Genomic DNA, 21,578 nt, shown 5'->3' on the forward strand with positions numbered 1-21,578 from the left:
GGAAACGGGACCGTCCGCGGAAACCGCGGATCGGGCCGGCGCCGGCGTGGTGTCGAAGATCATCAAGTGATCTGACGTACGAGCGTGAGAGATGAGAGGCCGTCCCGAAAGGGGCGGCCTTTTTCGTGGCGGGACGGGCTTACTCTTGGGTATGGTAGCGATACCAAATAAATATTTGCTAATACCTTTCGGAACTTCTGCAGATCGTGCAGTCTGGCCTGCAGGCCAATTCGTGCCTGAGCAATAATACTAGAATCACGTCATGATCCGGAAGGGGAGACCATGCCGCAAAGACCCGCAATCGTTCTTGTCCACGGCTTCTGGGGCGGTGCCGCCCATTGGGCCGGCGTCATCAAGGAGCTGCACAAGCGCGGTTACAAAGACATCCACGCCGTCGAGAACCCGCTGACCTCGCTGGCCGATGACGCCGAGCGGACGCGCAAGATGGTCAAGCAGATCCACGGCCCGGTGATCCTTGTCGGCCATTCCTATGGCGGAGCGGTCATCACCGAGATGGGCGATCTGCCCAACGTCAAGGGTCTGGTCTATGTCGCGGCCTTTGCACCCGATGCCGGCGAAAGCCCCGGCGCCATCAGCCAGGCGCATCCGCCCGTGGCCTTCCCGAACCTCGCTCCGGACAGCGACGGCTACCTGTGGATCAAGCAGGACAAGTTCCACGAGAGCTTCTGCCAGGATCTGCCCGAAGCTGACGCGCTGGTCATGGCGGTGACGCAGAAGGCGCCGCTGGCCAGCACCTTCGGCGACAATGTCACCGCGCCGGCCTGGAAGGCCAAGCCCTGCTGGTACCAGCTGTCGACCCATGACCACATGATCCACCCGGACAATCAGAAGATGATGGCCGAGCGGATGAACCCGAAGAACCTGGTGCAACTGGCCGCCAGCCATGCCTCGCTGGCCTCGCATCCCGAAGAGATCGCCGACCTGATCGACGAGGCCTCGAGCGAATCCGGCTACTGATCAGCCGATCGCATTGACAGGAGGGGCCGTCCCGAGAGGGGCGGCCCCTTTCGTTTGGCGGGGCCTCTGTTCCGACGCGTGCAACCCTCGCGGTCCGGGCGTGTTATGTCCCGACACAAGCAGAGCAGGACACCATGACGGACACCCCATTCGATCTGTCGCAGAGCCGGGTTTGCGTGATCCTGAACCTCGGTTCGGGCAGCAAGGACGACGACAGCTATGCCACAACGACCCGCGAGGCGCTGGAACCGGCCTGCGCAGAGTTCGACCTGCGCAAGACGGCGAAGGGCAGCGATATCGTCGATCTGACCCGCAAGGCGGTCGATGACGGCTTTGACGTTATCATCGCCGCTGGCGGGGACGGCACGCAATCGGCGGTGGCCGGGGTGCTGGCCGATACCGATGTCGTCATGGGCGTGCTGCCGGCCGGGACGTTCAACTATTTCGCCCGCGATCTTGGCGTCGGCGAAGATCTGGAACCCGCGCTGGAGACGATCCTCGACGCCCGCGTCGAGACGGTGGATATCGGCGAGATCGAGGGGCTGGTCTTTCTGAACAATGTCAGCCTCGGCATCTATCCGCATATCCTGAAGACCCGCGAAAGCATCTATCGCCGCTGGGGGCGCTCGCGCATTGCGGCCTATTGGTCGGTGCTGGTTGCGATGCGCCGGCTGCGCCGCCCGATGTCGCTGACCGCGAGGGTTGACGGGGAAGAGCAGCATTTCACCACCGCGCTCGTCTTCGTTGCGCGCAGTGCCTATCAGCTGGAAAGCTTCGGGCTGGAAGGCGCCGATGCGATCCGTGACGGGCAATTCGCCGTGCTGATCGCCAAGGCCCGCAAGCCGCTGCCGCTGATGCGCTCGGCCCTGCGGCTGGCGCTGGGGTTCTCGGCCCAGGACAATGATTTCGACCTGATCCAGACTGACGAGCTGACCATCGAGACGCCGAAGAAGCGCCGGCAACTGGTTGCCCATGACGGCGAGAAATCCGCCATGGCCTCGCCTTTGCATCTGAAGGTGCGGCACGAGGCGCTGAAGGTGCTGCTGCCGGCGGATGGCACCAACAAGACTGCGGAGGCCGAGGCGTGACCCGCATCGCGCATCTCTCCGACCTGCATTTCGGCTTTCATCGCGAGGATCTGGTCGAGCCGCTCTTGGAGCGCGTGAATGGCTCTGGCGCCGATCTGGTCGTGGTAACGGGGGATCTGACCCATCGCGGCCGCCCCGGCCAGTTCCGGCAGGCCGCCGAGTTCCTCGCCCGCCTCACCGCGCCGCACATGGCGGTGCCGGGCAATCATGACGTGCCGCTTTACAATATCCCGGTGCGCTTCCTGCGGCCCTATGCGGATTACGACGAGGCGATCAGCCCCGACCGCGCGCCGACCGGGGCGGCGGGCTGGGCGCGGGTGCATGGCATCAACAGCGTCGATCCCTTTGCCTGGCAGCGCGGCGTGGTGCATGAGGACGACATTGGCCGGGTGCTTGGCAGTCTCGACGCGCTGGCCGTGAATATCGTGGCGCTGCATCATCCGCTGCAGCAACTGCCGCAGGTCGACAAGGAACTGGCCCGCCGCGCGCCCGAGGCGCTGGCGCGCTTCGAGGCGGGGGGGGTCAGGATCGCGCTGACCGGGCATCTGCATCTCTGGGCGGTAGGCTCGCTGCTGGAACTGGGTCATCCGCATCTCTTGCAGATCCAGGCCGGCACTGCGCTTTGCGCAAGGCTGGACGACCGGCAGAACGAGTTCGCGGTGCTGGAGGTCGACGGCGACGACCTTCGGATCGAGCGGCATATCGCGCCGATGGACGAGGCCGGGTTCCGGGCGCCGGAGCTGTTGCAGTTCATCTACGGGCAAAATGGTTGGCGCACAGCGGGAGGCTGATCGCCCAAATTCTGACGGAGGAAAAGTGTTGGTTTGTGATGCTCGAGATCGGTCGGGGCGGTTGCCCTGGGCGAGAGCCGAGGTGGAAGATGCTGAGCATGGAGATACTGAAGATGAACGGTCGAGGATGACACTTAACCGGCGGCCAAAGCGCAGGTGATGGTTCTTTCTCTACGACCATGCGAAATATAGTGATAAGTGACTGTGGCTGCGTGCTTTAACCCGTGGTGTTTAGTTTACGAGGAGTAGGGAATGAACTTCGAAAAAGTCTTGTTAGTGAAATTTGGTTGGTCGGAGGCGTACCAAGGGCGCGAGGTAGCCGGAAATTTCGACTACCTACAGGATGCCGACGGTGCTGAGCGATATACCTTCGCTCCTTACGACGGCGTTTATTATGGTTACGTGCCGCCGTCAGGCATAGTCGACACAGCAAGGAACGATGAGAACGACGGATGGACTGTAATATTCGTTGCGAAGGAGCCGAGCAAAACCGGACTCCACATCGTAGGCTGGTATGAGGACGCAACTCTGGCAAACGGTCGCCCGGCGGTTGAGCGGGATGGCAGGAAGGTAACCTATTCTATCACTGCTCCCACAGCTTACTTCGTGCCCCTCGAGCACCGAACCAACTCTTTTAGCAATGTGCACGTCGGAAGCCTAAAGTTCTCGTTTCTGGCCGGCCCAAACAAGACTATGGAGCCGTGGAAAGCTGATTTGCTACATGAACTTGAGAAACGGATCAAAGCGGTTCACGCCTCGGCAATTCGGAATCCTGTGAAAGTCTAGTTAGTCCTTGGTTCGCTTTTGCGAGGCTTGACACCACCCAACCGTCAAGCCATAAGCCGCGCATCGCAGCCCTTCCTCAAGGAATCGGTTGCCATTGTCAGGGCCGCCCGCTATGGGGGCGGCCTTGCAATTTTGTTATACGGTTCGACGCTGGCGCCACATGGGGTGTCGTCAGCCTCTCAACTGGAACTCCCCGCAAGAGGGATGACTATGCAAAGCCAAAACATCCGGATTCGGCTGAAGGCGTTTGACTATCGGGTTCTGGACGCCAGCACCCAGGAGATCGTCAACACCGCCAAGCGCACTGGCGCGACCGTTCGCGGCCCGATTCCGCTGCCGAACAAGATCGAGAAATTCACCGTTCTGCGCGGCCCGCACATCGACAAGAAATCGCGTGACCAGTGGGAAATCCGTACCCACAAGCGTCTGCTGGACATCGTCGATCCGACCCCGCAGACTGTTGACGCCCTGATGAAGCTCGACCTCGCCGCTGGCGTGGATGTCGAGATCAAGGTCTGAGGGGGCGAACATGCTGCGTACCGGTATTATCGCCAAGAAGCTGGGCATGACCCGGCTGTTCCTGGAAGACGGCCGTCAGGTCCCCGTCACCGTCCTGCAACTGGACGGCCTGCAAGTTGTTGATCAGCGCACCATCGAGCGTGACGGCTATACCGCCGTCCAGCTGGGCGCTGGTGAAGCCAAGGCCAAGCGCACCACTGCGGCGCTGCGTGGCCATTTCGCGAAAGCCTCGGTCGCGCCCAAGCGCAAGATCGCGGAATTCCGCGTCGCCGAAGAAAACCTGATCAAGGTTGGTGAAGAGATCACCGCTGACCATTACTTCGCAGGTCAGTTCGTGGACATCGCCGGCACCTCGATCGGTAAAGGTTTTGCGGGTGCGATGAAGCGCCACAACTTCGGTGGTCTGCGCGCCTCGCACGGCGTGTCGATCAGCCACCGTTCGCATGGTTCGACCGGCCAGTGCCAGGACCCCGGCAAGGTGTTCAAGGGCAAGAAAATGGCGGGTCATCTGGGTGCCGTTCGCGTCACCACGCAGAACCTGCAGGTTATCAAGACCGATGCCGACCGTGGCCTGATCATGGTCAAGGGTTCGGTTCCGGGTTCGAAAGGTGGCTGGGTCACTGTCAAGGACGCCGTGAAGAAAGCGACGCCCGAGAACCTGATCTACCCCGCCGCGCTGAAATCGGCTGCTGCCGAAGCCAAGCGACTGGCCGAGGAAGCTGCTGCCGCTGCTGCCGCCGAGGAAGAAGCCGCCCGCGAGGAAGCCGCCCGTCTGGCCGCCGAGCAGGAAGCTGCGGCGCTGGCCGAGGCCGAAGCCTCGATCGCTGCCGACAAGGAAGCTGCAGATCCGAATGCCGATCCGGTTGCCGACAAGGCCGATGACGCGGCCAAAGGCGATGCTCCGGAAGGAGAAGATAAATGAAACTCGATGTGATCAAGCTGGAAACCGGCAAAGCCGGTTCGATCGATCTCAGCGACGAGATCTTCGGGCTGGAGCCGCGCGGCGACCTGCTGCAGCGCGTCGTGCGCTGGCAGCACGCCAAGGCACAGGCCGGGACGCACTCGGTGCTGGGCAAGTCCGAGGTCAGCTACTCGACCAAGAAGATCTATCGCCAGAAGGGCACCGGCGGCGCTCGCCACGGGTCGCGCAAGGCGCCGATCTTCCGCAAGGGTGGTGTCTACAAGGGCCCGACCCCGCGCAGCCACGCCTTTGACCTGCCCAAGAAGGTCCGGGCTCTGGGTCTGAAGCACGCGCTGTCGGCCAAGGCCACCGCGGGCGAGCTGGTCATCATCGACAATCTCGATCTGGCCAATGCCAAGACCTCGGTCGTCGCCAAGGCGGTTCGCGAGAACGGCTGGAAGCGCGTCCTGATCATCGACGGTGCGGAAGTGAACGAGGGCTTTGCCCGCGCCGCCCGCAATGTCGAGGGCGTCGATGTGCTGCCGTCGATGGGCGCAAACGTGTATGACATCCTGAAGCGCGACACGCTGGTGATCACGCGGGCGGGCGTCGAAGCTCTGGAGGCTCGCCTGAAATGAGCGCGAAAGCTGAACATTACGACGTGATCGTCAAGCCGATCATCACCGAGAAGGCCACCATGACCTCGGACAACAACGGCGTTGTCTTCCAGGTTGCCAAGTCGGCCAGCAAGCCCGAGATCAAATCTGCGGTCGAGGCGCTGTTCGGTGTGAAGGTGAAGGCGGTCAACACCACCATCACCAAGGGCAAGACCAAGCGCTTCAAGGGCATCAAAGGTGTCCGCAGCGACGTCAAGAAAGCCTATGTGACGCTGGAAGAAGGCAACACCATCGACGTCTCGACGGGACTCTGATAGGTAGCCGCTGATGTGCGGCCCCTGTGAAAACGGGGGCCGCGTGACTTTTGACTGAAACGGACCCTTGCTTCGAGAACGTGGGGCAGGTCCAAAGCAACGGAAGACAGAAAGATGGCATTGAAGTCGTATAAACCGACGACGCCTGGCCAGCGCGGGCTGGTTCTGATCGACCGTTCGGAGCTTTGGAAAGGGCGTCCGGTCAAATCCCTCACCGAGGGTTTGACCAAGAAGGGCGGTCGGAACAACACCGGACGGATCACCATGCGCCGCCAGGGCGGCGGGGCAAAGCGCCTGTATCGCATCGTCGATTTCAAGCGCAACAAGTTCGACGTGGCCGCCACGGTCGAGCGGATCGAATACGATCCCAACCGCACCGCCTTCATCGCGCTGGTGAAGTACGAAGACGGCGAGCAGGCCTATATCCTCGCGCCGCAGCGTCTGGCCGTGGGTGACAGCGTCATCGCCGGCGCCAAGGTCGACGTGAAGCCCGGCAACGCCATGCCCTTCAGCGGCATGCCGATCGGCACCATCGTCCACAACGTCGAGCTGAAGCCCGGCAAGGGTGGCCAGATCGCCCGTTCGGCTGGCACCTATGCCCAGTTCGTCGGCCGCGACGGTGGCTATGCCCAGATCCGCCTCAGCTCGGGCGAGCTGCGTCTGGTCCGCCAGGAATGCATCGCCTCGATCGGCGCTGTGTCGAATGCCGACCACTCGAACCAGAACCTCGGTAAAGCCGGCCGGAACCGCCACAAGGGCATCCGTCCCTCGGTCCGCGGTGTCGCCATGAACCCGATCGACCACCCGCATGGTGGTGGTGAGGGTCGTACCTCGGGTGGCCGTACGCCGGTCACGCCCTGGGGTAAGGACACCAAGGGCAAGAAGACTCGCTCGAACAAGGCGACCGACAAGTACATCCTGCGGTCGCGTCACGCGAAGAAGAAGGGGCGTTAATCAATGGCACGTTCTGTTTGGAAGGGGCCTTTTGTCGACGCCTATGTGCTTCGCAAGGCCGAGAAAGCTCGCGAGGCGGGCAAGTCGGACGTTATCAAGATCTGGTCGCGTCGCTCGACCATCCTGCCGCAATTCGTTGGCCTGACCTTCGGGGTCTACAACGGTCACAAGCACATTCCGGTCAACGTGTCGGAAGAGATGATCGGCCAGAAATTCGGTGAATATTCGCCCACGCGCACCTATTACGGTCACGCGGCGGACAAGAAAGCCAAGAGGAAGTAATCGTCATGGGTAAGGAACAGAATCCGCGCCGCGTGGCAGAGAACGAAGCGTTCGCGAAAACGAAGATGCTGCGCACCTCGCCGCAGAAGCTGAACCTCGTGGCTCAGCTGATCCGCGGCAAGAAGGTTGACAAGGCCCTGGCCGACCTCACCTTCTCGCACAAGCGCATCGCCGGTGACGTGAAGAAATGCCTTCAGTCGGCCATCGCCAACGCCGAGAACAACCACGGTCTCGACGTCGACAGCCTGATCGTCGCCGAAGCCTGGGTCGGCAAGAACCTGGTGATGAAGCGTGGCCGTCCGCGGGCACGTGGCCGCTATGGCAAGATCATGAAGCCGTTTTCGGAAATCACCATCAAGGTGCGTCAAGTCGAGGAGCAAGCGTAATGGGTCAGAAGGTTAACCCCATCGGGATGCGCCTCCAGGTCAACCGCACCTGGGACAGCCGCTGGTACGCGGATGACAAGGATTACGGCAATCTGCTGCTGGAAGACCTGAAGATTCGGGACTTCATCCACAAGGAAGCCAAGCAGGCCGGCATCAGCCGCGTCATCATCGAGCGTCCGCACAAGAAGTGCCGCGTGACCATTCACGCTGCGCGTCCGGGCGTCATCATCGGCAAGAAGGGCGCCGACATCGAGACTCTGCGCAAGAAAGTCGCAAAGTTCACCGATTCGGAACTGCACCTGAACATCGTCGAAGTGCGCAAGCCCGAGCTGGACGCCCAGCTGGTGGCCGAGTCGATCGCCCAGCAGCTCGAGCGTCGGGTCTCGTTCCGTCGCGCGATGAAGCGTGCCGTGCAAAACGCCATGCGCATGGGCGCCCTGGGTATCCGGGTGAACGTCGCCGGTCGTCTTGGCGGTGCGGAAATCGCGCGGACCGAATGGTACCGCGAGGGCCGCGTGCCGCTGCACACGCTGCGTGCCGACATCGACTATGCGCTGTCCGAAGCCACGACCCCCTATGGGATCATCGGCGTGAAGGTCTGGATCTTCAAAGGCGAGATCATGGAACATGATCCGCAGGCTCGCGACCGCAAGGCCGCCGAGGCCCAGGAAGGTCCGGCGCCCCGTGGCCCGCGTCGCGACGCCCGGTAAGGAGTAGATACAATGCTGCAACCGAAACGGACGAAGTTCCGCAAACAGTTCAAGGGCCGGATCCACGGCGAGGCGAAGGGCGGTTTCGACCTGAACTTCGGCCATTATGCCCTGAAGGCCACTGAACCCGAGCGCGTCACCGCCCGCCAGATCGAAGCGGCCCGCCGCGCGATCACCCGCCACATGAAGCGTCAGGGCCGGGTCTGGATCCGGATTTTCCCGGACCTGCCGGTCACCGGCAAGCCGACGGAAGTGCGGATGGGTAAAGGCAAGGGCTCGGTCGATTTCTGGGCTGCCCGCGTGCACCCGGGCCGGATCATGTTCGAGATCGACGGCGTGAACGACACCGTCGCCCGCGAGGCCCTGCGCCTCGGCGCGATGAAACTGCCGATCAAGTGCCGCATCGTCGAGCGCGCTGACTGGTAAGAATCTTGCGCTGACAGCGCAGGCAACGAAAGACCCCGCCGGGCAACTGGCGGGGTCAGGCTTTTCCGCAGGATCGGCCCGAAAACCCCTTGCAAGACTGGCCTTTGGGGGGTATGGGCAGGCCTTCATCACGAAACTCCACCGGAATCAGGGTGGCCCGGTATGACCGGGGCTCTCCGGTGATGTTGAAAGGAAGAGGCGCATGACAGCGCAAGACCTGAAAGACAAGACGCCCGACCAGCTGAAAGACCAGCTGATCGCGCTGAAAAAGGAAGCGTTCAATCTTCGCTTCCAGCAGGCCACCGGCCAGATCGAATCGACCGCCCGCATGCGTGCCGTCCGTCGTGACGTCGCGCGGGTGAAAACCATTCTGAACCAGAAGGCCGCCGACGCGGCCGCCCAGCAGTAAGGAGGCCGCCATGCCCAAACGCATCCTGCAAGGCACGGTGACCAGCGACAAGAACGAGCAGACCGTCACGGTTCTGGTCGAGCGTCGCTTCAAGCATCCGGTGCTGCACAAGATCGTCCGTTCGTCCAAGAAATATCGGGCGCATGACGCGGACAACCAATTCAAGATCGGTGACACCGTTCGCATCATCGAATGCGCGCCGATCTCGAAGACGAAACGCTGGACCGTTCTGACGGAGGAAGCTGCTCAGTCCTGAGCGCTTCCTGATCCAGTTTGATCGAAACCCTGGGGCTGTAAGAGTAAGTCCCCAAAGGTCGGGAGTAACCAAATGATCCAGATGCAGACCAATCTGGATGTTGCTGACAACTCCGGCGCTCGCCGAGTTCAGTGCATCAAGGTCCTGGGTGGTTCGCACCGTCGCTATGCGTCGGTGGGCGACATCATTGTCGTATCCGTCAAGGAAGCCATCCCGCGGGGTCGCGTGAAGAAAGGTGACGTCCGCAAGGCCGTCGTCGTGCGCACCGCAAAAGAAGTCACGCGTGAAGACGGCACCTCGATCCGCTTCGACCGCAACGCCGCCGTCATCCTGAACAACCAGGGCGAACCGGTCGGCACCCGTATCTTCGGGCCGGTCGTGCGCGAACTGCGTGCGAAGAACTTCATGAAGATCATCTCGCTCGCTCCGGAGGTGCTGTGATGGCTGCCAAGCTGAAAAAAGGCGACAAGGTCGTCGTCCTTGCCGGCAAGGACAAGGGCCGTCAGGGTGAAATCACCGCCGTGTTCCCGAAAGAGAACAAGGCCGTGGTCGATGGCGTGAACATTGCCATCCGTCACCGCAAGCAAACCCAGTCCAGCCAGGGCGGCCGTGTGCCGGTCGCAATGCCGATCGACCTGTCGAACCTGTCGCTGCTGGACAAGAACGGCAAAGCGACCCGCGTCGGCTTCCGCGTGGAAGAAGACGGCAGCAAGGTCCGTTTCGCCAAGACCACGGGAGACGTGATCTGATGCTGGACCAATCGAAATACACGCCGCGCCTGAAAACGCTGTTCCGCGAGCAGATCCGGGCCGCGCTGAAAGAAGAATTCGGCTACAAGAACGACATGCAGATCCCGCGTCTGGACAAGATCGTCCTGAACATGGGCATCGGCGAAGCCGTGAAAGACACCAAGAAGGTCAAGCAGGGCGCAGAGGAACTGTCGCTGATCGCTGGCCAGAAGGCTGTCATCACCAAGGCGAAGAACTCGATCGCCGGCTTCCGCGTCCGCGAGGAAATGCCGCTTGGCGCCAAGGTCACGCTGCGCGGCGACCGGATGTATGAATTCCTCGATCGCCTGATCAACATCGCGCTGCCCCGCGTCCGCGACTTCCGCGGCGTGAAAGGCACCTCCTTCGACGGCCGCGGCAACTATGCCATGGGCCTGAAGGAACAGATCGTGTTCCCGGAAATCAACTTCGACAAGGTCGACGAAGTTCTGGGGATGGACATCATCATCTGCACCACCGCGAAGACCGACGCGGAAGCGAAGTCGCTGTTGAAGGCTTTCAACATGCCGTTCAACAGCTGATCGCGGAGGGAAAGAAGATATGGCTAAGAAATCCATGATCGAGCGCGAACTGAAGCGCGAGAAGCTGGTCCAGAAATACGCCGCCAAGCGCGCTGCCCTGAACGAAATCGTCCGCAACCAGGACCTTCCGATGGAAGAGCGTTTCAAGGCCTCGCTGAAGCTCGCGGAACTGCCGCGCAACAGCTCGGCCACGCGTCTGCACAACCGGTGCCAACTGACCGGTCGTCCGCACGCGTATTACCGCAAACTGAAACTGTCGCGGATCATGCTGCGCGAGCTCGGCTCGAACGGCAAGATCCCCGGCCTGGTGAAATCCAGCTGGTAAGGGGGCGAAAATGAACATGAACGATCCTCTCGGCGATATGCTGACCCGTATCCGCAACTCGCAGATGCGCGGCAAATCGACCGTCCGTACGCCCGCCTCGAAACTGCGCGCCTGGGTTCTGGATGTGCTGAAATCCGAAGGCTACATCCGTGGTTATGAAGAAGTGACCACGCCCGAGGGCCACAAAGAGCTGGAAATCGGCCTGAAGTACCATGACGGCACTCCGGTCATCCGCGAGCTGGCTCGGGTGTCGAAGCCCGGTCGCCGCGTCTATGCCGGCGCCACGGAAATCCCGCAGGTCCGTCAGGGTCTGGGCGTCTCCATCGTCTCGACGCCGAAAGGCGTGATGACGGATGCAGCGGCTCGCAACGCCAATGTTGGCGGCGAAGTCCTCTGCACCGTGTTCTAAGGAGGGCAGGATGTCTCGTATTGGTAAAAAACCGGTCGAACTGCCCAAGGGCGTGACGGCGGAAATCAAGGGCCAGACCATCGAGGTCAAAGGTCCGAAGGGCTCGCGTTCCTTCACCGCGACCGACGATGTCGATCTGGTGCTGGAAGAGGGTGCTGTCTCGGTGAAACCGCGCGGCCTCAGCAAGCGTGCGCGCCAGCAGTGGGGCATGACCCGCAGCATGGTGGCGAACCTTGCAACGGGCGTGTCGGAAGGCTTCAAGCGCGAGCTGGAGATCCAGGGTGTGGGTTACCGCGCCGCGATGCAGGGCAAGACCCTGAAGCTGTCGCTGGGTTATAGCCACGAGGTGAACTTCGAAACGCCCGAGGGCGTGACGATCACCGCGCCGAAGCAGACCGAGATCGTGGTGGAAGGCATCGACCAGCAGCTGGTCGGCCAGGTAGCCGCGAACATCCGCGAGTGGCGTCAGCCCGAGCCCTACAAGGGCAAAGGTATTCGCTACAAGGGCGAGTATGTCTTCCGCAAAGAAGGCAAGAAGAAGTAAGGGGCGCGAAAATGGCACTGAAAAAGCAAGAGCTGTTCCAGAAGCGCCGCCTGCGCGTGCGGAACAAACTGCGGGCCGAGGCCAATGGCCGCCCGCGTCTGTCGGTTCACCGGTCGTCGAAGAACATCAGCGTCCAGCTGATCGACGATGCTCAGGGCGTGACCCTGGCTTCGGCCAGCACGCTCGAGAAGGACTTCGGTCTGGTGGGCAAGAACAACGTCGAAGCCGCCGCCAAGATCGGCGCGGCGATTGCCGAGCGGGCCAAGAAGGCCGGCGTGGAAGAAGTCTACTTCGACCGCGGCGGTTTCCTGTTCCACGGCAAGGTCAAGGCTTTGGCCGACGCAGCCCGCGAAGGCGGTCTGAAGTTCTGATCCTGCGGGTGGCGGTTTCGCCACCCCGATGATCCGGGGGCTGCCTTTGCGGGTGGCCCACCTGGATTGACATTTACGGCGCGGTTGATGCGCCAGATAAGAAGGAATGCCTTATGGCAGAACGTGAAAACCGTCGGGGCCGCCGCGAAGAGCGCGAGGAAACCCCGGAATTCGCCGATCGTCTGGTCGCGATCAACCGCGTGTCGAAAACCGTAAAGGGCGGCAAGCGCTTTGGCTTTGCAGCTCTCGTGGTTGTCGGCGATCAGCGTGGTCGTGTCGGCTTCGGCAAGGGCAAGGCCAAAGAGGTTCCCGAGGCGATCCGCAAGGCGACCGAGCAGGCGAAGCGCAACATGGTCCGCGTGCCGCTGCGCGATGGCCGCACGCTGCATCACGACATCGAGGGCCGCCATGGTGCGGGCCGCGTGGTGATGCGCACCGCCGTTCCGGGGACCGGGATCATCGCCGGTGGTCCGATGCGTGCCGTGTTCGAGATGCTGGGCGTTCAGGACGTCGTGGCCAAGTCGCTGGGGTCGCAGAACCCCTACAACATGATCCGCGCCACGCTGGACGGTCTGAAAGCCGAAGCCAGCCCCCGTTCGGTCGCGCAGCGTCGCGGCAAGAAAGTGGCCGACATCCTGGGCACCAACGACAAGCCGGCTGACGCCGCTGTCGAAGCGTAAGGAGAGGCTGCAATGGCAAAAACCATCGTCGTCAAGCAGATCGGCTCGCCGATCCGTCGCCCCGCCATCCAGCGCGAGACGCTGAAGGGCCTCGGGCTGAACAAGATGAACCGCACCCGCGAGTTGCAGGACACCCCTGCGATCCGCGGCATGGTCGCCAAGATCCCGCATCTGGCCGTCATCATCGAAGAGCGCGGCTGATCCCAGCCCCGTTAGTTCGGAAATCGAAACGCCCCGTCCGCAAGGCCGGGGCGTTTTGCTGTGTCGTGCGCCGGAAGCGCGTGGCGCAGAACACCGCTTGACCCGTGAGGCCGGGCAAGGGAACCTCGGCCCCATGAGGCAGACGGGGAGAGACGAGTAATGAAGATGACGATCATCGCCCTCGGCACGCTGGCGTTGCTGGCGGGCTGCGCCGCGCCCACGGGGCCCGCGCAGCGTGCGCCCGTGCAGGTCACTCCGGGCCAGCCGCAACCGAACGAGCTGACCATCGACACGATGGGGGGCGGTAATTTTCGCGGTCGCGCAGGATCGGCCTGGACCCGCGAGGAAGTGCAGGCACAGGCGGCCAGCATGGAATGCGGTGGCAGACGACCGCGCGCCATCGATATCCAGCCCATGTCTGGCGGTGGCCTCAGCTTCTCCGGACGCTGCTGAACAGGGTAGGGGCCGGACCTAAGGGATCACGAATTCGACACCGGGCAGGACGGCGATTTCGGCGATGTCGGCGTGATACTGGCGGGTCATCTCGTCGACCATCTCTTGCGTCCAGCCAGGCAGGGTGACGATCTCTTCGACCCGACCGGACAGGGCGTGCTGCGCCAGATGCGCAATGCACAGATCACGCCGGGCGGCGATAGACAGTTGATCCCGCTCGGCCATGGCCTTGGCAAGGCTGTCGCGCCCGGCATCGCTGAGCAGGTCGTAGACCGGCGCCAGACCTTCATTCAGCGGCGCCTCGATCGGCATCTGCGCTACCAGCCGGACGATCTCGGGCCAGACCAGCGGCCCGTCCTCGTTGCGCCAGAGGACCAGCCGCCGGCCCTGCAGGCTTTGCACCATGCGTCGGACTGTCGGCGCCCATCGCAGCGTGGAAAGGTCGATGCCCTGCATCATCTGGTCGTAACTGCGCCCGGGTGTCAGGGTGTAGAGCGCCTGCAGCAGCGTCACCGGGTTCTTCAGTGCCAGAAAAAATTCGGTCTCGCTGCTGGGAAAGAGGTTCGCCATCGCAGCCATGCGCGCGGGCGCTGCTGGATAAAGGCCTTCGGGTGCCACCACCTTGGACATCGCGCCGATAAAGCCGGGGATCGAGCAGATCACCCGCTCGGGATGGTCGCTTTCCAGTATCGCGTCCAGCATGATCTGCTCCATCGCCGGGGTCGCGCTGCCGCCCTGCAGCGCCGCCAGTGACTCATCAAGCACCCCGCGCAGGCGGTTCGGCGTCAGCACCTCGGTATCGTTCTGATGCAGCCAGTCGCGGTTCATCAGCAGCGACTTGACCATGCGGTCGTCGTCGGTGCCGTGTACGCGCATGTGATAGACGATCTGCATCCTGCCCTGCCTGCCCGATTGCTCAACTTTTGCGGTACATTAGCCAGCATTCGTGGACAGGGAAACCGCTTTGCTGTAACCCGCCCGCATGGCCAGACACCCGCGAAACCCAACCGGCTCCGAGTCCCTGCGGCATGGCAGCGGCTGGGGCTGGTCGGCGGCTTCCGTGCTGATCGCGGCGCTGGTGCTGATGCCGGTTCTGGCGGTGGGCTGGATGGCGCTGTTCCCCAGCGAGAACATCTGGCCCCATCTCGTCTCGACCACCCTGCCGCGCTACGGGCTCAACACGCTGATCCTTGCGCTTGGCACCGGGCTTCTGTCGGCGGCGATGGGAACCGGGGCGGCCTGGCTGGTCTCGATCTTCGATTTTCCGGGGCGGCGCGGGCTGGAATGGCTGCTGCTGCTGCCCTTGGCGGTGCCGGCCTATATCGGTGCCTATGCGCTGTCGGATTTCCTCGACTATTCCGGGCCGGTGCAGATCGCCCTGCGCGAGGCCTTTGGCTGGACCTCGGCACGGGACTACTGGTTCCCGGCGATCCATTCCCGTTGGGCGGCGGTGCTGGTCCTGTCGGCGGCGCTTTACCCCTATGTCTACCTGCTGACCCGCGCCGCGCTGCATGAACAATCTGCCGGCGCCTACGAGGTCGCTCGCGCGCTTGGCACCGGCCCCTGGCGTCTGTTCTGGCGCGTCGGCCTGCCTCTGGCGCGCCCGGCGATTGTCGCCGGTTCGGCCATCGCCATGATGGAAAGCGTGGCCGATTACGGCGTCGTCAGCTATTTCGGCATCCAGACGCTGAATACCGGCATCTTCACCACCTGGCTCGAGGCCCGCAATGCCGGAGGCGCGGCGCAGATCGCCTGCGTCATCCTGCTGATCATCGCGCTTCTGGCGGTGTGGGAGCGGATCAGCCGCAGCCATGCACGCTATCACCAGAGCGCGCGGCACAGCCGCCCGATCATCCGGCAGCGGTTGTCCGGGCTGAAGGGCTGGGCGGCCTTCATCGCCTGCGCCATTCCCTTTGCCCTCGGCTTCGTTATGCCGGTGGCGATCATCGGTCGCTATGCGCTGTCCTATCCGCAGGGGTGGCTGACGCCGGGTCTGGGCAGTGCGCTGTGGCACACGCTGTCGCTTGGCGCGGCGGCCTCGGTGCTGGCGGTGCTGCTGGCGCTGATCATGGTCTATGGCGTCCGGCTGTCGAACCGTCGCCTGCCGCGGCTGCTGCTGCCGATCACCACCATCGGCTATGCCGCGCCCGGCGCGGTGCTGGCGGTGGGCATCCTGATCCCGCTGGCGGCGCTGGATCACCGCGTGGCCGATGCGTGGCTGGCGCTGACCGGCACCGATCCCGGTCTTCTGATGACCTGCACCGGCTTCGCCATCATCCTTGCCTATATCGTGCGCTTCTTTGCCATCGCCCAAGGCGCGGTGGACGGCGCCTTTACCCGCATTCCGCCCTCGCTGCCCATGGCCGCGCGCTCGCTGGGGCGTGACGCGCGCGGGGTGCTGCGTGATGTGCTGCTGCCGCTGATGAAAGGTTCGGTCGGCTCGGCGCTGCTCTTGGTGTTCGTCGATTGCACCAAGGAATTGCCCGCCACGCTGCTGCTGCGCCCCTTCAACTACGAGACGCTGGCGACGCGGGTGCATGAAAAGGCCAGCCTCGAGGATCTGGGCAATGCCTCGCCCGCCGCGCTGCTGGTCGTGGGCGTGGGCCTCGTCGCCGTGGCGCTGCTGGCTCGGGCGAACCTTGGCTTGCGTCGTGGCCCGTCTCGCGCTATCGCAGCAGTGTCGGCGGCACCCGAGGCCCAGTGACAAGGCCGGTTTAGCTCAGCAGGTAGAGCAGCTGATTTGTAATCAGAAGGTCGCGGGTTCGATTCCTGCAACCGGCACCAAAAATCCTGTCTCTGACCAGATAGCCTAACGCCGCCCGCCATTGATGCGGCCGGCCTCGGGCAGTTGGCGCAGCCAGAGCATCGCGGCCGCGCCGATCACCGGGCCGGGAACCAGCAGCACGAAGGCCCATTGCCAGCCGCCGATCCACTGCGCGAAGGCCGGCATCAGCCGCAGGGTGATAACGGTCAGGCCAAAGCCCACGCCCATCTGGAAGGCCAGCGCGGTGCCGACCAGTCGGCGCTCGGACAGCTCGGTAACCATGGTCGAGAACTGGGCCGAATCCGCCACGATGGTAAAACCCCAGACCAGCGCCAGAATGACCAGCAGCCAGCCCGGACCGGCGAAGGCAAAGCCGATCAGCGCGGCGCAACCGCCCGAGAGGATGAGCATGGTCGCCGTGGTCGCGGTCCGCCCGATCCGGTCGGCCAGCCAGCCGCCGGCAACGCAGCCGACGGCACCCGCCGCGATCACCCAGAAGGTCAGCCACGAGGCCAGCGCGCCACCCAGTCCCGCCTGCGCCAGCGCGCCGGAGGCGAAGGCAAGAAACCAGCCCCACATGGCATAAAGCTCCCACATATGGCCGAAATAGCCGGTATTGGCGAGCATCAGGGGTTTGTTCAGGACGATGTTCTTCAGCTCGGACAGGCTGAAGGCGGCGGGGACATAGCCATGCGGCCCTTCGCGCACGATCAGCGCCACCATCAGCGCCGAGGCGAGCGCGGCGCCCGAGGTGATGACGACCACAACCCGCCAGTCCAGCCCGGCGCTGGCGGCGCGGACCAGATGGGGAAAGGCCGAGCCAAAGGTGAGCGCACCCGTCACCATGCCAAGCGCCAGACCGCGCCCGCCGATGAACCATGTCGTCACCAGCTTCATTGCGGGCGGATAGACCCCGGCCAGCGCCATGCCGGTCAGGAAGCGCAGCAGCGTCGCGCTGCCCGGTCCCGGCGCGGCCAGCAGGGCGAGGTTGCAGAGGCCCGCCGTGCAGGCCGACCAGCCGATCAGCCGCCGCATCGGCAGCCGGTCGGCAAGGCCGGTGACGGTCAGCCCCAGCGCGCCGGTGACAAAGCCCAGCTGCACGGCAATGGTCATCCACGAAGCCGTCACCTCGTCCATCTGCCAGCGGGCGCTGAGTTCCGGCAGGATCGCGGTGGCGGAAAACCACGGCGTCATCGACAGCACCACCGCCGCGCAGATCAGCGCCAAGGCGCGCCAGCGCCCGGTTGCGGGCGCTGGCAGGGTCGCAGAGACGCTCACCGGCCGCGGATGCGCGGGTCCATCGCGTCGCGGAGGCCGTCGCCGATATAGTTCACGCAGAGCACCGTCAGCGAAATGAAGAGCCCCGGCAGGATCACCCGCCACGGATAGAGCACCATCTGGTCCACCGCGTCAAAGAGCAGCCGCCCCCAGGTCGGGAAGTCGGGCGGGAATCCGAGACCGAGGAAGCTGAGCGCGCTTTCGGTGATGATCGCCGTGGCGATCCCCAGCGTCGCGGCCACCATGATCGGCGACAGGACGTTCGGCAGAATATGCCGCAGGATCATCCGCCGGGGCGGTGTGCCGATGGACTTGGCAGCCAGGATGAACTCGCGCTCCTTCAGGCCCAGCACCTCGCCCCGCACGATGCGCGCCGACTGCATCCAGCTGGTCGCGCCGATGGCGGTGACGATCAGGAGGAAGATCCCCATGGCCGGGCCGAAGGTCTGCGACAGCGGCTCGCGGAAGAGCGTGACCATCAGCAGCAAGAGCGGCAGAAGAGGCAGGGCCAGGAACAGCTCGGTCATGCGCATCAGGGGCGCGTCGAGGCGGCGGAAATAGCCCGACATGACCCCGATGAAACTGCCCAAGGTGATGGCCAGCGTCATCGCCGTCAGCCCCACCGCGATCGAGACCCGCCCGCCCGACATCAGCCGGGCCAGCAAGTCGCGGCCCAACTGATCGGTGCCAAGCGGATGGGCAGCGGTGAAGCCGCTGTTGCGGGCGCGGATGTCCACATAGGTCGGGTCGATGGTCCAGATCAGCGGCCCGATGGTGACGAACAGGATCACGCCGAGGAACAGGACCAGCGCGACCATGGCGCCGGTATGGCTGCGGAACTGGCGCCACACGTCCAGCCACTGGCTGCGCGTCTCGCCGTCGGCATGGACCGGGTTGTTCGGCGGCAGCTCACCGGTGACCGGGGCGGGGCCGGCGGTCTCGGCGACCAGCTCGGCGGTGTCCAGCTGCTGCTGGCGTTCGGTCTCAGTCATAGCGGATCCGCGGGTCTAGAAGGCCATAGACGATATCGGCGATCAGGGTGAAAGCGACGATCAGGATGGCGAAGATGAAGGTCAGGGTCAGCACCATCGGAATGTCGTTGGCATGGATGGCCGAGATCAGAAGCTGGCCAAGCCCGTTCACCTTGAACACCTGCTCGGTAATGATGGCACCACCAAAGACCGCGGGCAGCCCCAGCGCGATGACCGTGACCACCGGGATCAGGCTGTTTCTCAGCACGTGTTTCAGCACCACGGTCTTTTCCGACAGGCCCTTGGCGCGGGCGGTGCGGACGTAATCCTGGTTCAGGTTGTCCAGCATCGAGGCACGCATGAAGCGGCTGATCTGCGCGGCGTTGTAGAGCGCCAGAACCGTCACCGGCATGACCATCTGCTTCACCTGCACAAGGAAGCTGGGCCAGTCCCTGACCACATGGGTGGTGTCATAGATCGAGGGGAACCATTGCAACTTGACCCCGAAGATGATGATCAGCACCACCCCGGTGAAGAAGGTCGGCATCGAGAAGCCGACCATCGACACGAAGGTGCCCAGCTGGTCGAACCAGCTGTATTGCTTGTAGGCCGAGATGATCCCGATCGGGATCGCGATCAGCACGCCGATCACGTAGGACATGCCGACCACGGTCAGGGTCTGCGGCACGCGCTGCGCGATCACGTCAAAGACCGGGCTGCGCGACTGGAAGCTGATGACCCGCTGCATCCCGGCGCTGTAGCTGGTGCCGAAGACCTGATCGAACCAGTGCAGCGGCTCGACCCAGAAGAACTGCTTCAGCCACAGCACATAGCGGATGTACCAAGCCTGCCCGAGGCCAAGCGCCTCGCGCATCCGTTCCTTGACTTCCGGCGGCACGGTCAGCGGCACATCGCCAAGCGGATCGCCGGGCGAGGCTTCCAGCAGCAGGAAGATCACCAGCGAGATGAACAGCAAGGTCGGAATGGCCAGCAGGGTCCGACGAATGGTGAAGTTCAGCATCGCCACGCCCTCCGCATCCGGGGTCGTGACCCATGCCTCATGTCTTTGGTTCCGTTCATCAGACCACCCCCAGTGTCATGCGATCCGCGGCTTCTTGCCGTCCGCGGATCGCCTGTTTCATGTTATTCGGCCGCGCGCGACCAGTCGGCGACATTCCAGAACTCGCTGTCCCAAGCGTTCATCTGGACACCAGCCAGCGCATTCGAGCTGACCGAGACGCGGCCCCGCGCGATCAGCGGCAGCAGCACCATCTCGTCGCGGGTCAGCATAAGGTTCATCGTCTTGGCCAGCTCCGCCCGTGCCTCGAGCCCGGCCGTCTTGCCCATCTCGACCGACATCGCGTCGAAGGTCTCGCTGCAGAAGCGGGCGGCGTTCTCGCCCTGCCACTGGTTCTCGGGGCTGGGGATCGAGGCGCAGGTATGTTCGGACAGGAAGCTGCCCGGATCGGTGCCGTCATAGACATCCGTGTACATCTCGACATCGGCATAGAACTTGACCAGCGTGTCGGGCGAGCCGGGATCGCTGCCAAAGAAGACGCTGGCATCGATGGTCTTCAGCTCGGTCTCCACGCCGATCTCGGTCCACCACTGCTTGATCAGCGCCTGAAAGTCCTGACGCACCGGATTCACCGAGGTCTGGAACAGCATCTTTAGGCGCTGACCGTCCTTCTCGCGGATGCCGTCGCCGCCCGGCACCCAGCCGGCCTCGTCCAGCAGCGCCTTGGCGCCTTCGATGTCCTGCGTCAGGCAGTCGGGATTGTCGGCGGCGAAGATCTCGGGGGCGGGGACCATGTTGCAGGTCGCGCGGCCGGTATCGCCATAGCCGATCTCGTTCAGCAGTTGACGGTCGATCGCCATGGACAGCGCCCGACGGACCTTCACATCCGAGAGGATCGGGTGCGGATGGGCCAGCGTCGAGCGTTCGCCTTCGGGCAGGCTCGACGAGGGGTCGGTCATGTTCAGCTTGATATGCTCGACCGTGGCGCCGAAATCGACCTCGAGCTTGCCCTTGCCGGCGGCCAGCATCCCGTCCAGCACGTCGGGCGCGATCTGGATGTTCCAGGCATAGTCATATTCACCGGTCTCCAGCACCGCCCGCGCCGCCGCCGAACTGTCGCCGCCGCCTTTCAGGTTCACGGTGGCAAAGGCGGGCTTGTCGGCCTCGCGATATTCGGGATTGGCGTCCAGCGAGGCCACGTCATTGGTGCGGAAATCGGTCACGCGGAAGGGGCCGGTGCCGATGGGGCCGAAATTCTGCGCGGTGCAGCTGGCCGAGGCGGCTCCCATGCAGGATTCGAACTGCGCCTTTTGCAGCACCGGGGCCTGGCTGCCGACAAAGGCGTCGAAGGGATTGGGGCGCGGGCCGTCATAGGTGATCTTGACGGTCAGCGGATCGACCGCTTCGATCGAGGTGATGCCGCTGAACTTGGCGGCCTGGGCACAGCCACCCTCATCATTCATGCAGTAATCGGCGGTGAATTTCACATCATCGGCGGTGACCGGCGTGCCGTCCGACCATTTAAGACCTTCCTTCAGCTTCCAGGTGATACTGGTCATGTCTTCCGAGATGCCGCCATTTTCGAGGCTGGGGATCTCGGCCGCAAGCCGGGGGATGATGCTGCCATCGGGGGCGAATGCCGCCAGCGGCTCGAGGATCAGGGACGAAGCCAGCATGTCCTTGGTGCCGGTCGACAGGTAGACATTCAGGGTCGAAGGGGCCTGCCACAGAAGCAGATTCAGCTGCCCATCGCTGCCGCGCTCGGCCATCGCGGTTGTTGCAAGGCCCATACCGGCCAATGCGGTTGCCGCGAAGAGTTGCGTGGTTCGTCTGGTCAT

At 63.6% G+C, this 21,578-nt stretch carries 31 protein-coding genes and 1 tRNA gene; 27 read left to right on the forward strand and 5 right to left on the reverse strand.

What is annotated here, in order from left to right:
- Positions 1-282 precede the first annotated feature (282 nt).
- The 25 genes from Q1A36_RS16530 to Q1A36_RS16650 all read left to right on the forward strand — a co-directional run bounded on the left by Q1A36_RS16530 (position 283) and on the right by Q1A36_RS16650 (position 13,709).
- A complete protein-coding gene (locus Q1A36_RS16530; RefSeq protein WP_299846491.1) occupies positions 283-978 on the forward strand; it encodes an alpha/beta hydrolase in 696 nt (231 codons plus the stop codon).
- Between the two features lie 134 nt (positions 979-1,112).
- Positions 1,113-2,066: a diacylglycerol kinase family protein gene (locus Q1A36_RS16535; RefSeq protein WP_299846493.1), complete on the forward strand. Its 954-nt coding sequence runs from the start codon at positions 1,113-1,115 to the stop codon at positions 2,064-2,066.
- A complete protein-coding gene (locus Q1A36_RS16540) occupies positions 2,063-2,857 on the forward strand; it encodes a metallophosphoesterase (RefSeq protein ID WP_299846495.1) in 795 nt (264 codons plus the stop codon). The genes Q1A36_RS16535 and Q1A36_RS16540 overlap by 4 nt, the downstream gene beginning before the upstream one ends.
- Positions 2,858-3,109: 252 nt before the next feature.
- The gene (locus Q1A36_RS16545; RefSeq protein ID WP_299846497.1) at positions 3,110-3,643 is read left to right on the forward strand and encodes a hypothetical protein; all 534 of its coding nucleotides are present in this window, start codon (positions 3,110-3,112) and stop codon (positions 3,641-3,643) included.
- A gap of 210 nt (positions 3,644-3,853) precedes the next feature.
- Entirely contained in the window at positions 3,854-4,162 is a 309-nt protein-coding gene (gene rpsJ, locus Q1A36_RS16550; RefSeq protein WP_042247848.1) for a 30S ribosomal protein S10, read from the forward strand.
- Between the two features lie 10 nt (positions 4,163-4,172).
- Positions 4,173-5,084, forward strand: a complete 912-nt coding sequence (rplC, locus tag Q1A36_RS16555; RefSeq protein WP_299846499.1) for a 50S ribosomal protein L3 — start codon at positions 4,173-4,175, stop codon at positions 5,082-5,084.
- Positions 5,081-5,701, forward strand: coding sequence for a 50S ribosomal protein L4 (gene rplD / locus Q1A36_RS16560; RefSeq protein WP_101752493.1), 621 nt, complete (start codon positions 5,081-5,083; stop codon positions 5,699-5,701). Before rplC ends, rplD begins: the two co-directional genes overlap by 4 nt.
- A complete protein-coding gene (locus Q1A36_RS16565; protein WP_101752492.1) occupies positions 5,698-5,994 on the forward strand; it encodes a 50S ribosomal protein L23 in 297 nt (98 codons plus the stop codon). Before rplD ends, Q1A36_RS16565 begins: the two co-directional genes overlap by 4 nt.
- A gap of 114 nt (positions 5,995-6,108) precedes the next feature.
- Positions 6,109-6,948 (forward strand): 50S ribosomal protein L2, encoded by an 840-nt coding sequence (gene rplB / locus Q1A36_RS16570; RefSeq protein WP_101752491.1) that lies wholly within the window; start codon positions 6,109-6,111, stop codon positions 6,946-6,948.
- A gap of 3 nt (positions 6,949-6,951) precedes the next feature.
- A complete protein-coding gene (gene rpsS, locus Q1A36_RS16575; RefSeq protein WP_101752490.1) occupies positions 6,952-7,230 on the forward strand; it encodes a 30S ribosomal protein S19 in 279 nt (92 codons plus the stop codon).
- Positions 7,231-7,235: 5 nt separating this feature from the next.
- Positions 7,236-7,616 carry a 50S ribosomal protein L22 gene (gene rplV / locus Q1A36_RS16580; protein WP_299846504.1) on the forward strand — a complete coding sequence of 127 codons (381 nt, stop codon included), beginning with the start codon at positions 7,236-7,238 and terminating at the stop codon, positions 7,614-7,616.
- Positions 7,616-8,326, forward strand: coding sequence for a 30S ribosomal protein S3 (gene rpsC, locus Q1A36_RS16585; RefSeq protein ID WP_101752489.1), 711 nt, complete (start codon positions 7,616-7,618; stop codon positions 8,324-8,326). Before rplV ends, rpsC begins: the two co-directional genes overlap by 1 nt.
- A gap of 12 nt (positions 8,327-8,338) precedes the next feature.
- Complete coding sequence (rplP, locus tag Q1A36_RS16590) at positions 8,339-8,752, forward strand: 50S ribosomal protein L16 (protein WP_101752488.1); 414 nt, start codon at positions 8,339-8,341, stop codon at positions 8,750-8,752.
- Between the two features lie 202 nt (positions 8,753-8,954).
- Positions 8,955-9,161, forward strand: coding sequence for a 50S ribosomal protein L29 (gene rpmC, locus Q1A36_RS16595; RefSeq protein ID WP_299846506.1), 207 nt, complete (start codon positions 8,955-8,957; stop codon positions 9,159-9,161).
- Between the two features lie 10 nt (positions 9,162-9,171).
- Positions 9,172-9,417, forward strand: coding sequence for a 30S ribosomal protein S17 (gene rpsQ / locus Q1A36_RS16600; RefSeq protein WP_101752486.1), 246 nt, complete (start codon positions 9,172-9,174; stop codon positions 9,415-9,417).
- A 72-nt stretch (positions 9,418-9,489) separates the two neighbouring features.
- Positions 9,490-9,858 carry a 50S ribosomal protein L14 gene (rplN, locus tag Q1A36_RS16605; RefSeq protein WP_090746457.1) on the forward strand — a complete coding sequence of 123 codons (369 nt, stop codon included), beginning with the start codon at positions 9,490-9,492 and terminating at the stop codon, positions 9,856-9,858.
- Positions 9,858-10,166: a 50S ribosomal protein L24 gene (gene rplX, locus Q1A36_RS16610; RefSeq protein ID WP_299846509.1), complete on the forward strand. Its 309-nt coding sequence runs from the start codon at positions 9,858-9,860 to the stop codon at positions 10,164-10,166. Before rplN ends, rplX begins: the two co-directional genes overlap by 1 nt.
- The gene (gene rplE, locus Q1A36_RS16615; RefSeq protein WP_101752484.1) at positions 10,166-10,726 is read left to right on the forward strand and encodes a 50S ribosomal protein L5; all 561 of its coding nucleotides are present in this window, start codon (positions 10,166-10,168) and stop codon (positions 10,724-10,726) included. Before rplX ends, rplE begins: the two co-directional genes overlap by 1 nt.
- A gap of 19 nt (positions 10,727-10,745) precedes the next feature.
- The gene (rpsN, locus tag Q1A36_RS16620; protein WP_299846512.1) at positions 10,746-11,051 is read left to right on the forward strand and encodes a 30S ribosomal protein S14; all 306 of its coding nucleotides are present in this window, start codon (positions 10,746-10,748) and stop codon (positions 11,049-11,051) included.
- A gap of 10 nt (positions 11,052-11,061) precedes the next feature.
- The gene (rpsH, locus tag Q1A36_RS16625) at positions 11,062-11,460 is read left to right on the forward strand and encodes a 30S ribosomal protein S8 (protein ID WP_299846514.1); all 399 of its coding nucleotides are present in this window, start codon (positions 11,062-11,064) and stop codon (positions 11,458-11,460) included.
- A gap of 10 nt (positions 11,461-11,470) precedes the next feature.
- The gene (gene rplF / locus Q1A36_RS16630; RefSeq protein WP_299846516.1) at positions 11,471-12,004 is read left to right on the forward strand and encodes a 50S ribosomal protein L6; all 534 of its coding nucleotides are present in this window, start codon (positions 11,471-11,473) and stop codon (positions 12,002-12,004) included.
- Positions 12,005-12,015: 11 nt separating this feature from the next.
- A complete protein-coding gene (rplR, locus tag Q1A36_RS16635; protein WP_299846518.1) occupies positions 12,016-12,375 on the forward strand; it encodes a 50S ribosomal protein L18 in 360 nt (119 codons plus the stop codon).
- A gap of 113 nt (positions 12,376-12,488) precedes the next feature.
- Positions 12,489-13,055: a 30S ribosomal protein S5 gene (gene rpsE / locus Q1A36_RS16640; protein ID WP_101752480.1), complete on the forward strand. Its 567-nt coding sequence runs from the start codon at positions 12,489-12,491 to the stop codon at positions 13,053-13,055.
- 12 nt (positions 13,056-13,067) lie between these two features.
- Complete coding sequence (gene rpmD / locus Q1A36_RS16645; RefSeq protein ID WP_101752479.1) at positions 13,068-13,256, forward strand: 50S ribosomal protein L30; 189 nt, start codon at positions 13,068-13,070, stop codon at positions 13,254-13,256.
- A 159-nt stretch (positions 13,257-13,415) separates the two neighbouring features.
- Positions 13,416-13,709: a hypothetical protein gene (locus tag Q1A36_RS16650; protein ID WP_299846521.1), complete on the forward strand. Its 294-nt coding sequence runs from the start codon at positions 13,416-13,418 to the stop codon at positions 13,707-13,709.
- An 18-nt stretch (positions 13,710-13,727) separates the two neighbouring features.
- Here the strand turns inward: Q1A36_RS16650 and Q1A36_RS16655 are convergent, their stop codons facing one another.
- Positions 13,728-14,603: a hypothetical protein gene (locus Q1A36_RS16655; RefSeq protein ID WP_299846523.1), complete on the reverse strand. Its 876-nt coding sequence runs from the start codon at positions 14,601-14,603 to the stop codon at positions 13,728-13,730.
- A gap of 88 nt (positions 14,604-14,691) precedes the next feature.
- On the opposite strand from Q1A36_RS16655, the gene Q1A36_RS16660 reads away from it, so the two are divergent.
- Together Q1A36_RS16660 and Q1A36_RS16665 are read left to right on the forward strand one after the other, a co-directional pair.
- On the forward strand, positions 14,692-16,413 hold the full coding sequence (locus tag Q1A36_RS16660; protein WP_299846525.1) for an iron ABC transporter permease: 1,722 nt from the start codon (positions 14,692-14,694) through the stop codon (positions 16,411-16,413).
- Between the two features lie 4 nt (positions 16,414-16,417).
- Positions 16,418-16,493 (forward strand) — tRNA-Thr (locus Q1A36_RS16665).
- A 25-nt stretch (positions 16,494-16,518) separates the two neighbouring features.
- Here Q1A36_RS16665 and Q1A36_RS16670 read toward each other — a convergent pair.
- The 4 genes from Q1A36_RS16670 to Q1A36_RS16685 all read right to left on the reverse strand — a co-directional run bounded on the left by Q1A36_RS16670 (position 16,519) and on the right by Q1A36_RS16685 (position 21,578).
- Entirely contained in the window at positions 16,519-17,751 is a 1,233-nt protein-coding gene (locus Q1A36_RS16670; RefSeq protein ID WP_299846527.1) for an MFS transporter, read from the reverse strand.
- Positions 17,748-18,743, reverse strand: coding sequence for an ABC transporter permease (locus Q1A36_RS16675; protein WP_299846529.1), 996 nt, complete (start codon positions 18,741-18,743; stop codon positions 17,748-17,750). Before Q1A36_RS16675 ends, Q1A36_RS16670 begins: the two co-directional genes overlap by 4 nt.
- Entirely contained in the window at positions 18,736-19,743 is a 1,008-nt protein-coding gene (locus Q1A36_RS16680) for an ABC transporter permease (protein ID WP_101754248.1), read from the reverse strand. The genes Q1A36_RS16675 and Q1A36_RS16680 overlap by 8 nt, the downstream gene beginning before the upstream one ends.
- A 122-nt stretch (positions 19,744-19,865) precedes the next feature.
- Positions 19,866-21,578 (reverse strand): peptide ABC transporter substrate-binding protein, encoded by a 1,713-nt coding sequence (locus tag Q1A36_RS16685; RefSeq protein ID WP_299846530.1) that lies wholly within the window; start codon positions 21,576-21,578, stop codon positions 19,866-19,868.

The sequence above is a fragment of the uncultured Paracoccus sp. genome, assembly GCF_947487305.1.
GTDB lineage: Bacteria > Pseudomonadota > Alphaproteobacteria > Rhodobacterales > Rhodobacteraceae > Paracoccus.

What these genes read in the sequence shown, in the direction of transcription:
- rplE (WP_101752484.1), top strand. Translation starts at nt 10,166, where the DNA reads ATGCTGGACCAATCGAAATACACGCCGCGCCTGAAAACGCTGTTCCGC.
- Q1A36_RS16545 (WP_299846497.1), top strand. Translation starts at nt 3,110, where the DNA reads ATGAACTTCGAAAAAGTCTTGTTAGTGAAATTTGGTTGGTCGGAGGCG.
- rpsQ (WP_101752486.1), top strand. Translation starts at nt 9,172, where the DNA reads ATGCCCAAACGCATCCTGCAAGGCACGGTGACCAGCGACAAGAACGAG.
- rpmD (WP_101752479.1), top strand. Translation starts at nt 13,068, where the DNA reads ATGGCAAAAACCATCGTCGTCAAGCAGATCGGCTCGCCGATCCGTCGC.
- Q1A36_RS16650 (WP_299846521.1), top strand. Translation starts at nt 13,416, where the DNA reads ATGAAGATGACGATCATCGCCCTCGGCACGCTGGCGTTGCTGGCGGGC.
- rpsH (WP_299846514.1), top strand. Translation starts at nt 11,062, where the DNA reads ATGAACATGAACGATCCTCTCGGCGATATGCTGACCCGTATCCGCAAC.
- Q1A36_RS16660 (WP_299846525.1), top strand. Translation starts at nt 14,692, where the DNA reads ATGGCCAGACACCCGCGAAACCCAACCGGCTCCGAGTCCCTGCGGCAT.
- rplD (WP_101752493.1), top strand. Translation starts at nt 5,081, where the DNA reads ATGAAACTCGATGTGATCAAGCTGGAAACCGGCAAAGCCGGTTCGATC.
- rplV (WP_299846504.1), top strand. Translation starts at nt 7,236, where the DNA reads ATGGGTAAGGAACAGAATCCGCGCCGCGTGGCAGAGAACGAAGCGTTC.
- rpsJ (WP_042247848.1), top strand. Translation starts at nt 3,854, where the DNA reads ATGCAAAGCCAAAACATCCGGATTCGGCTGAAGGCGTTTGACTATCGG.
- Q1A36_RS16685 (WP_299846530.1), bottom strand. Translation starts at nt 21,578, where the DNA reads ATGACCAGACGAACCACGCAACTCTTCGCGGCAACCGCATTGGCCGGT.
- rpsN (WP_299846512.1), top strand. Translation starts at nt 10,746, where the DNA reads ATGGCTAAGAAATCCATGATCGAGCGCGAACTGAAGCGCGAGAAGCTG.
- rplN (WP_090746457.1), top strand. Translation starts at nt 9,490, where the DNA reads ATGATCCAGATGCAGACCAATCTGGATGTTGCTGACAACTCCGGCGCT.
- Q1A36_RS16655 (WP_299846523.1), bottom strand. Translation starts at nt 14,603, where the DNA reads ATGCAGATCGTCTATCACATGCGCGTACACGGCACCGACGACGACCGC.
- rplP (WP_101752488.1), top strand. Translation starts at nt 8,339, where the DNA reads ATGCTGCAACCGAAACGGACGAAGTTCCGCAAACAGTTCAAGGGCCGG.
- rplB (WP_101752491.1), top strand. Translation starts at nt 6,109, where the DNA reads ATGGCATTGAAGTCGTATAAACCGACGACGCCTGGCCAGCGCGGGCTG.
- rplC (WP_299846499.1), top strand. Translation starts at nt 4,173, where the DNA reads ATGCTGCGTACCGGTATTATCGCCAAGAAGCTGGGCATGACCCGGCTG.
- Q1A36_RS16535 (WP_299846493.1), top strand. Translation starts at nt 1,113, where the DNA reads ATGACGGACACCCCATTCGATCTGTCGCAGAGCCGGGTTTGCGTGATC.
- rplF (WP_299846516.1), top strand. Translation starts at nt 11,471, where the DNA reads ATGTCTCGTATTGGTAAAAAACCGGTCGAACTGCCCAAGGGCGTGACG.
- rplX (WP_299846509.1), top strand. Translation starts at nt 9,858, where the DNA reads ATGGCTGCCAAGCTGAAAAAAGGCGACAAGGTCGTCGTCCTTGCCGGC.
- Q1A36_RS16680 (WP_101754248.1), bottom strand. Translation starts at nt 19,743, where the DNA reads ATGCTGAACTTCACCATTCGTCGGACCCTGCTGGCCATTCCGACCTTG.
- Q1A36_RS16530 (WP_299846491.1), top strand. Translation starts at nt 283, where the DNA reads ATGCCGCAAAGACCCGCAATCGTTCTTGTCCACGGCTTCTGGGGCGGT.
- rpmC (WP_299846506.1), top strand. Translation starts at nt 8,955, where the DNA reads ATGACAGCGCAAGACCTGAAAGACAAGACGCCCGACCAGCTGAAAGAC.
- rplR (WP_299846518.1), top strand. Translation starts at nt 12,016, where the DNA reads ATGGCACTGAAAAAGCAAGAGCTGTTCCAGAAGCGCCGCCTGCGCGTG.
- rpsS (WP_101752490.1), top strand. Translation starts at nt 6,952, where the DNA reads ATGGCACGTTCTGTTTGGAAGGGGCCTTTTGTCGACGCCTATGTGCTT.
- rpsC (WP_101752489.1), top strand. Translation starts at nt 7,616, where the DNA reads ATGGGTCAGAAGGTTAACCCCATCGGGATGCGCCTCCAGGTCAACCGC.
- rpsE (WP_101752480.1), top strand. Translation starts at nt 12,489, where the DNA reads ATGGCAGAACGTGAAAACCGTCGGGGCCGCCGCGAAGAGCGCGAGGAA.
- Q1A36_RS16565 (WP_101752492.1), top strand. Translation starts at nt 5,698, where the DNA reads ATGAGCGCGAAAGCTGAACATTACGACGTGATCGTCAAGCCGATCATC.
- Q1A36_RS16675 (WP_299846529.1), bottom strand. Translation starts at nt 18,743, where the DNA reads ATGACTGAGACCGAACGCCAGCAGCAGCTGGACACCGCCGAGCTGGTC.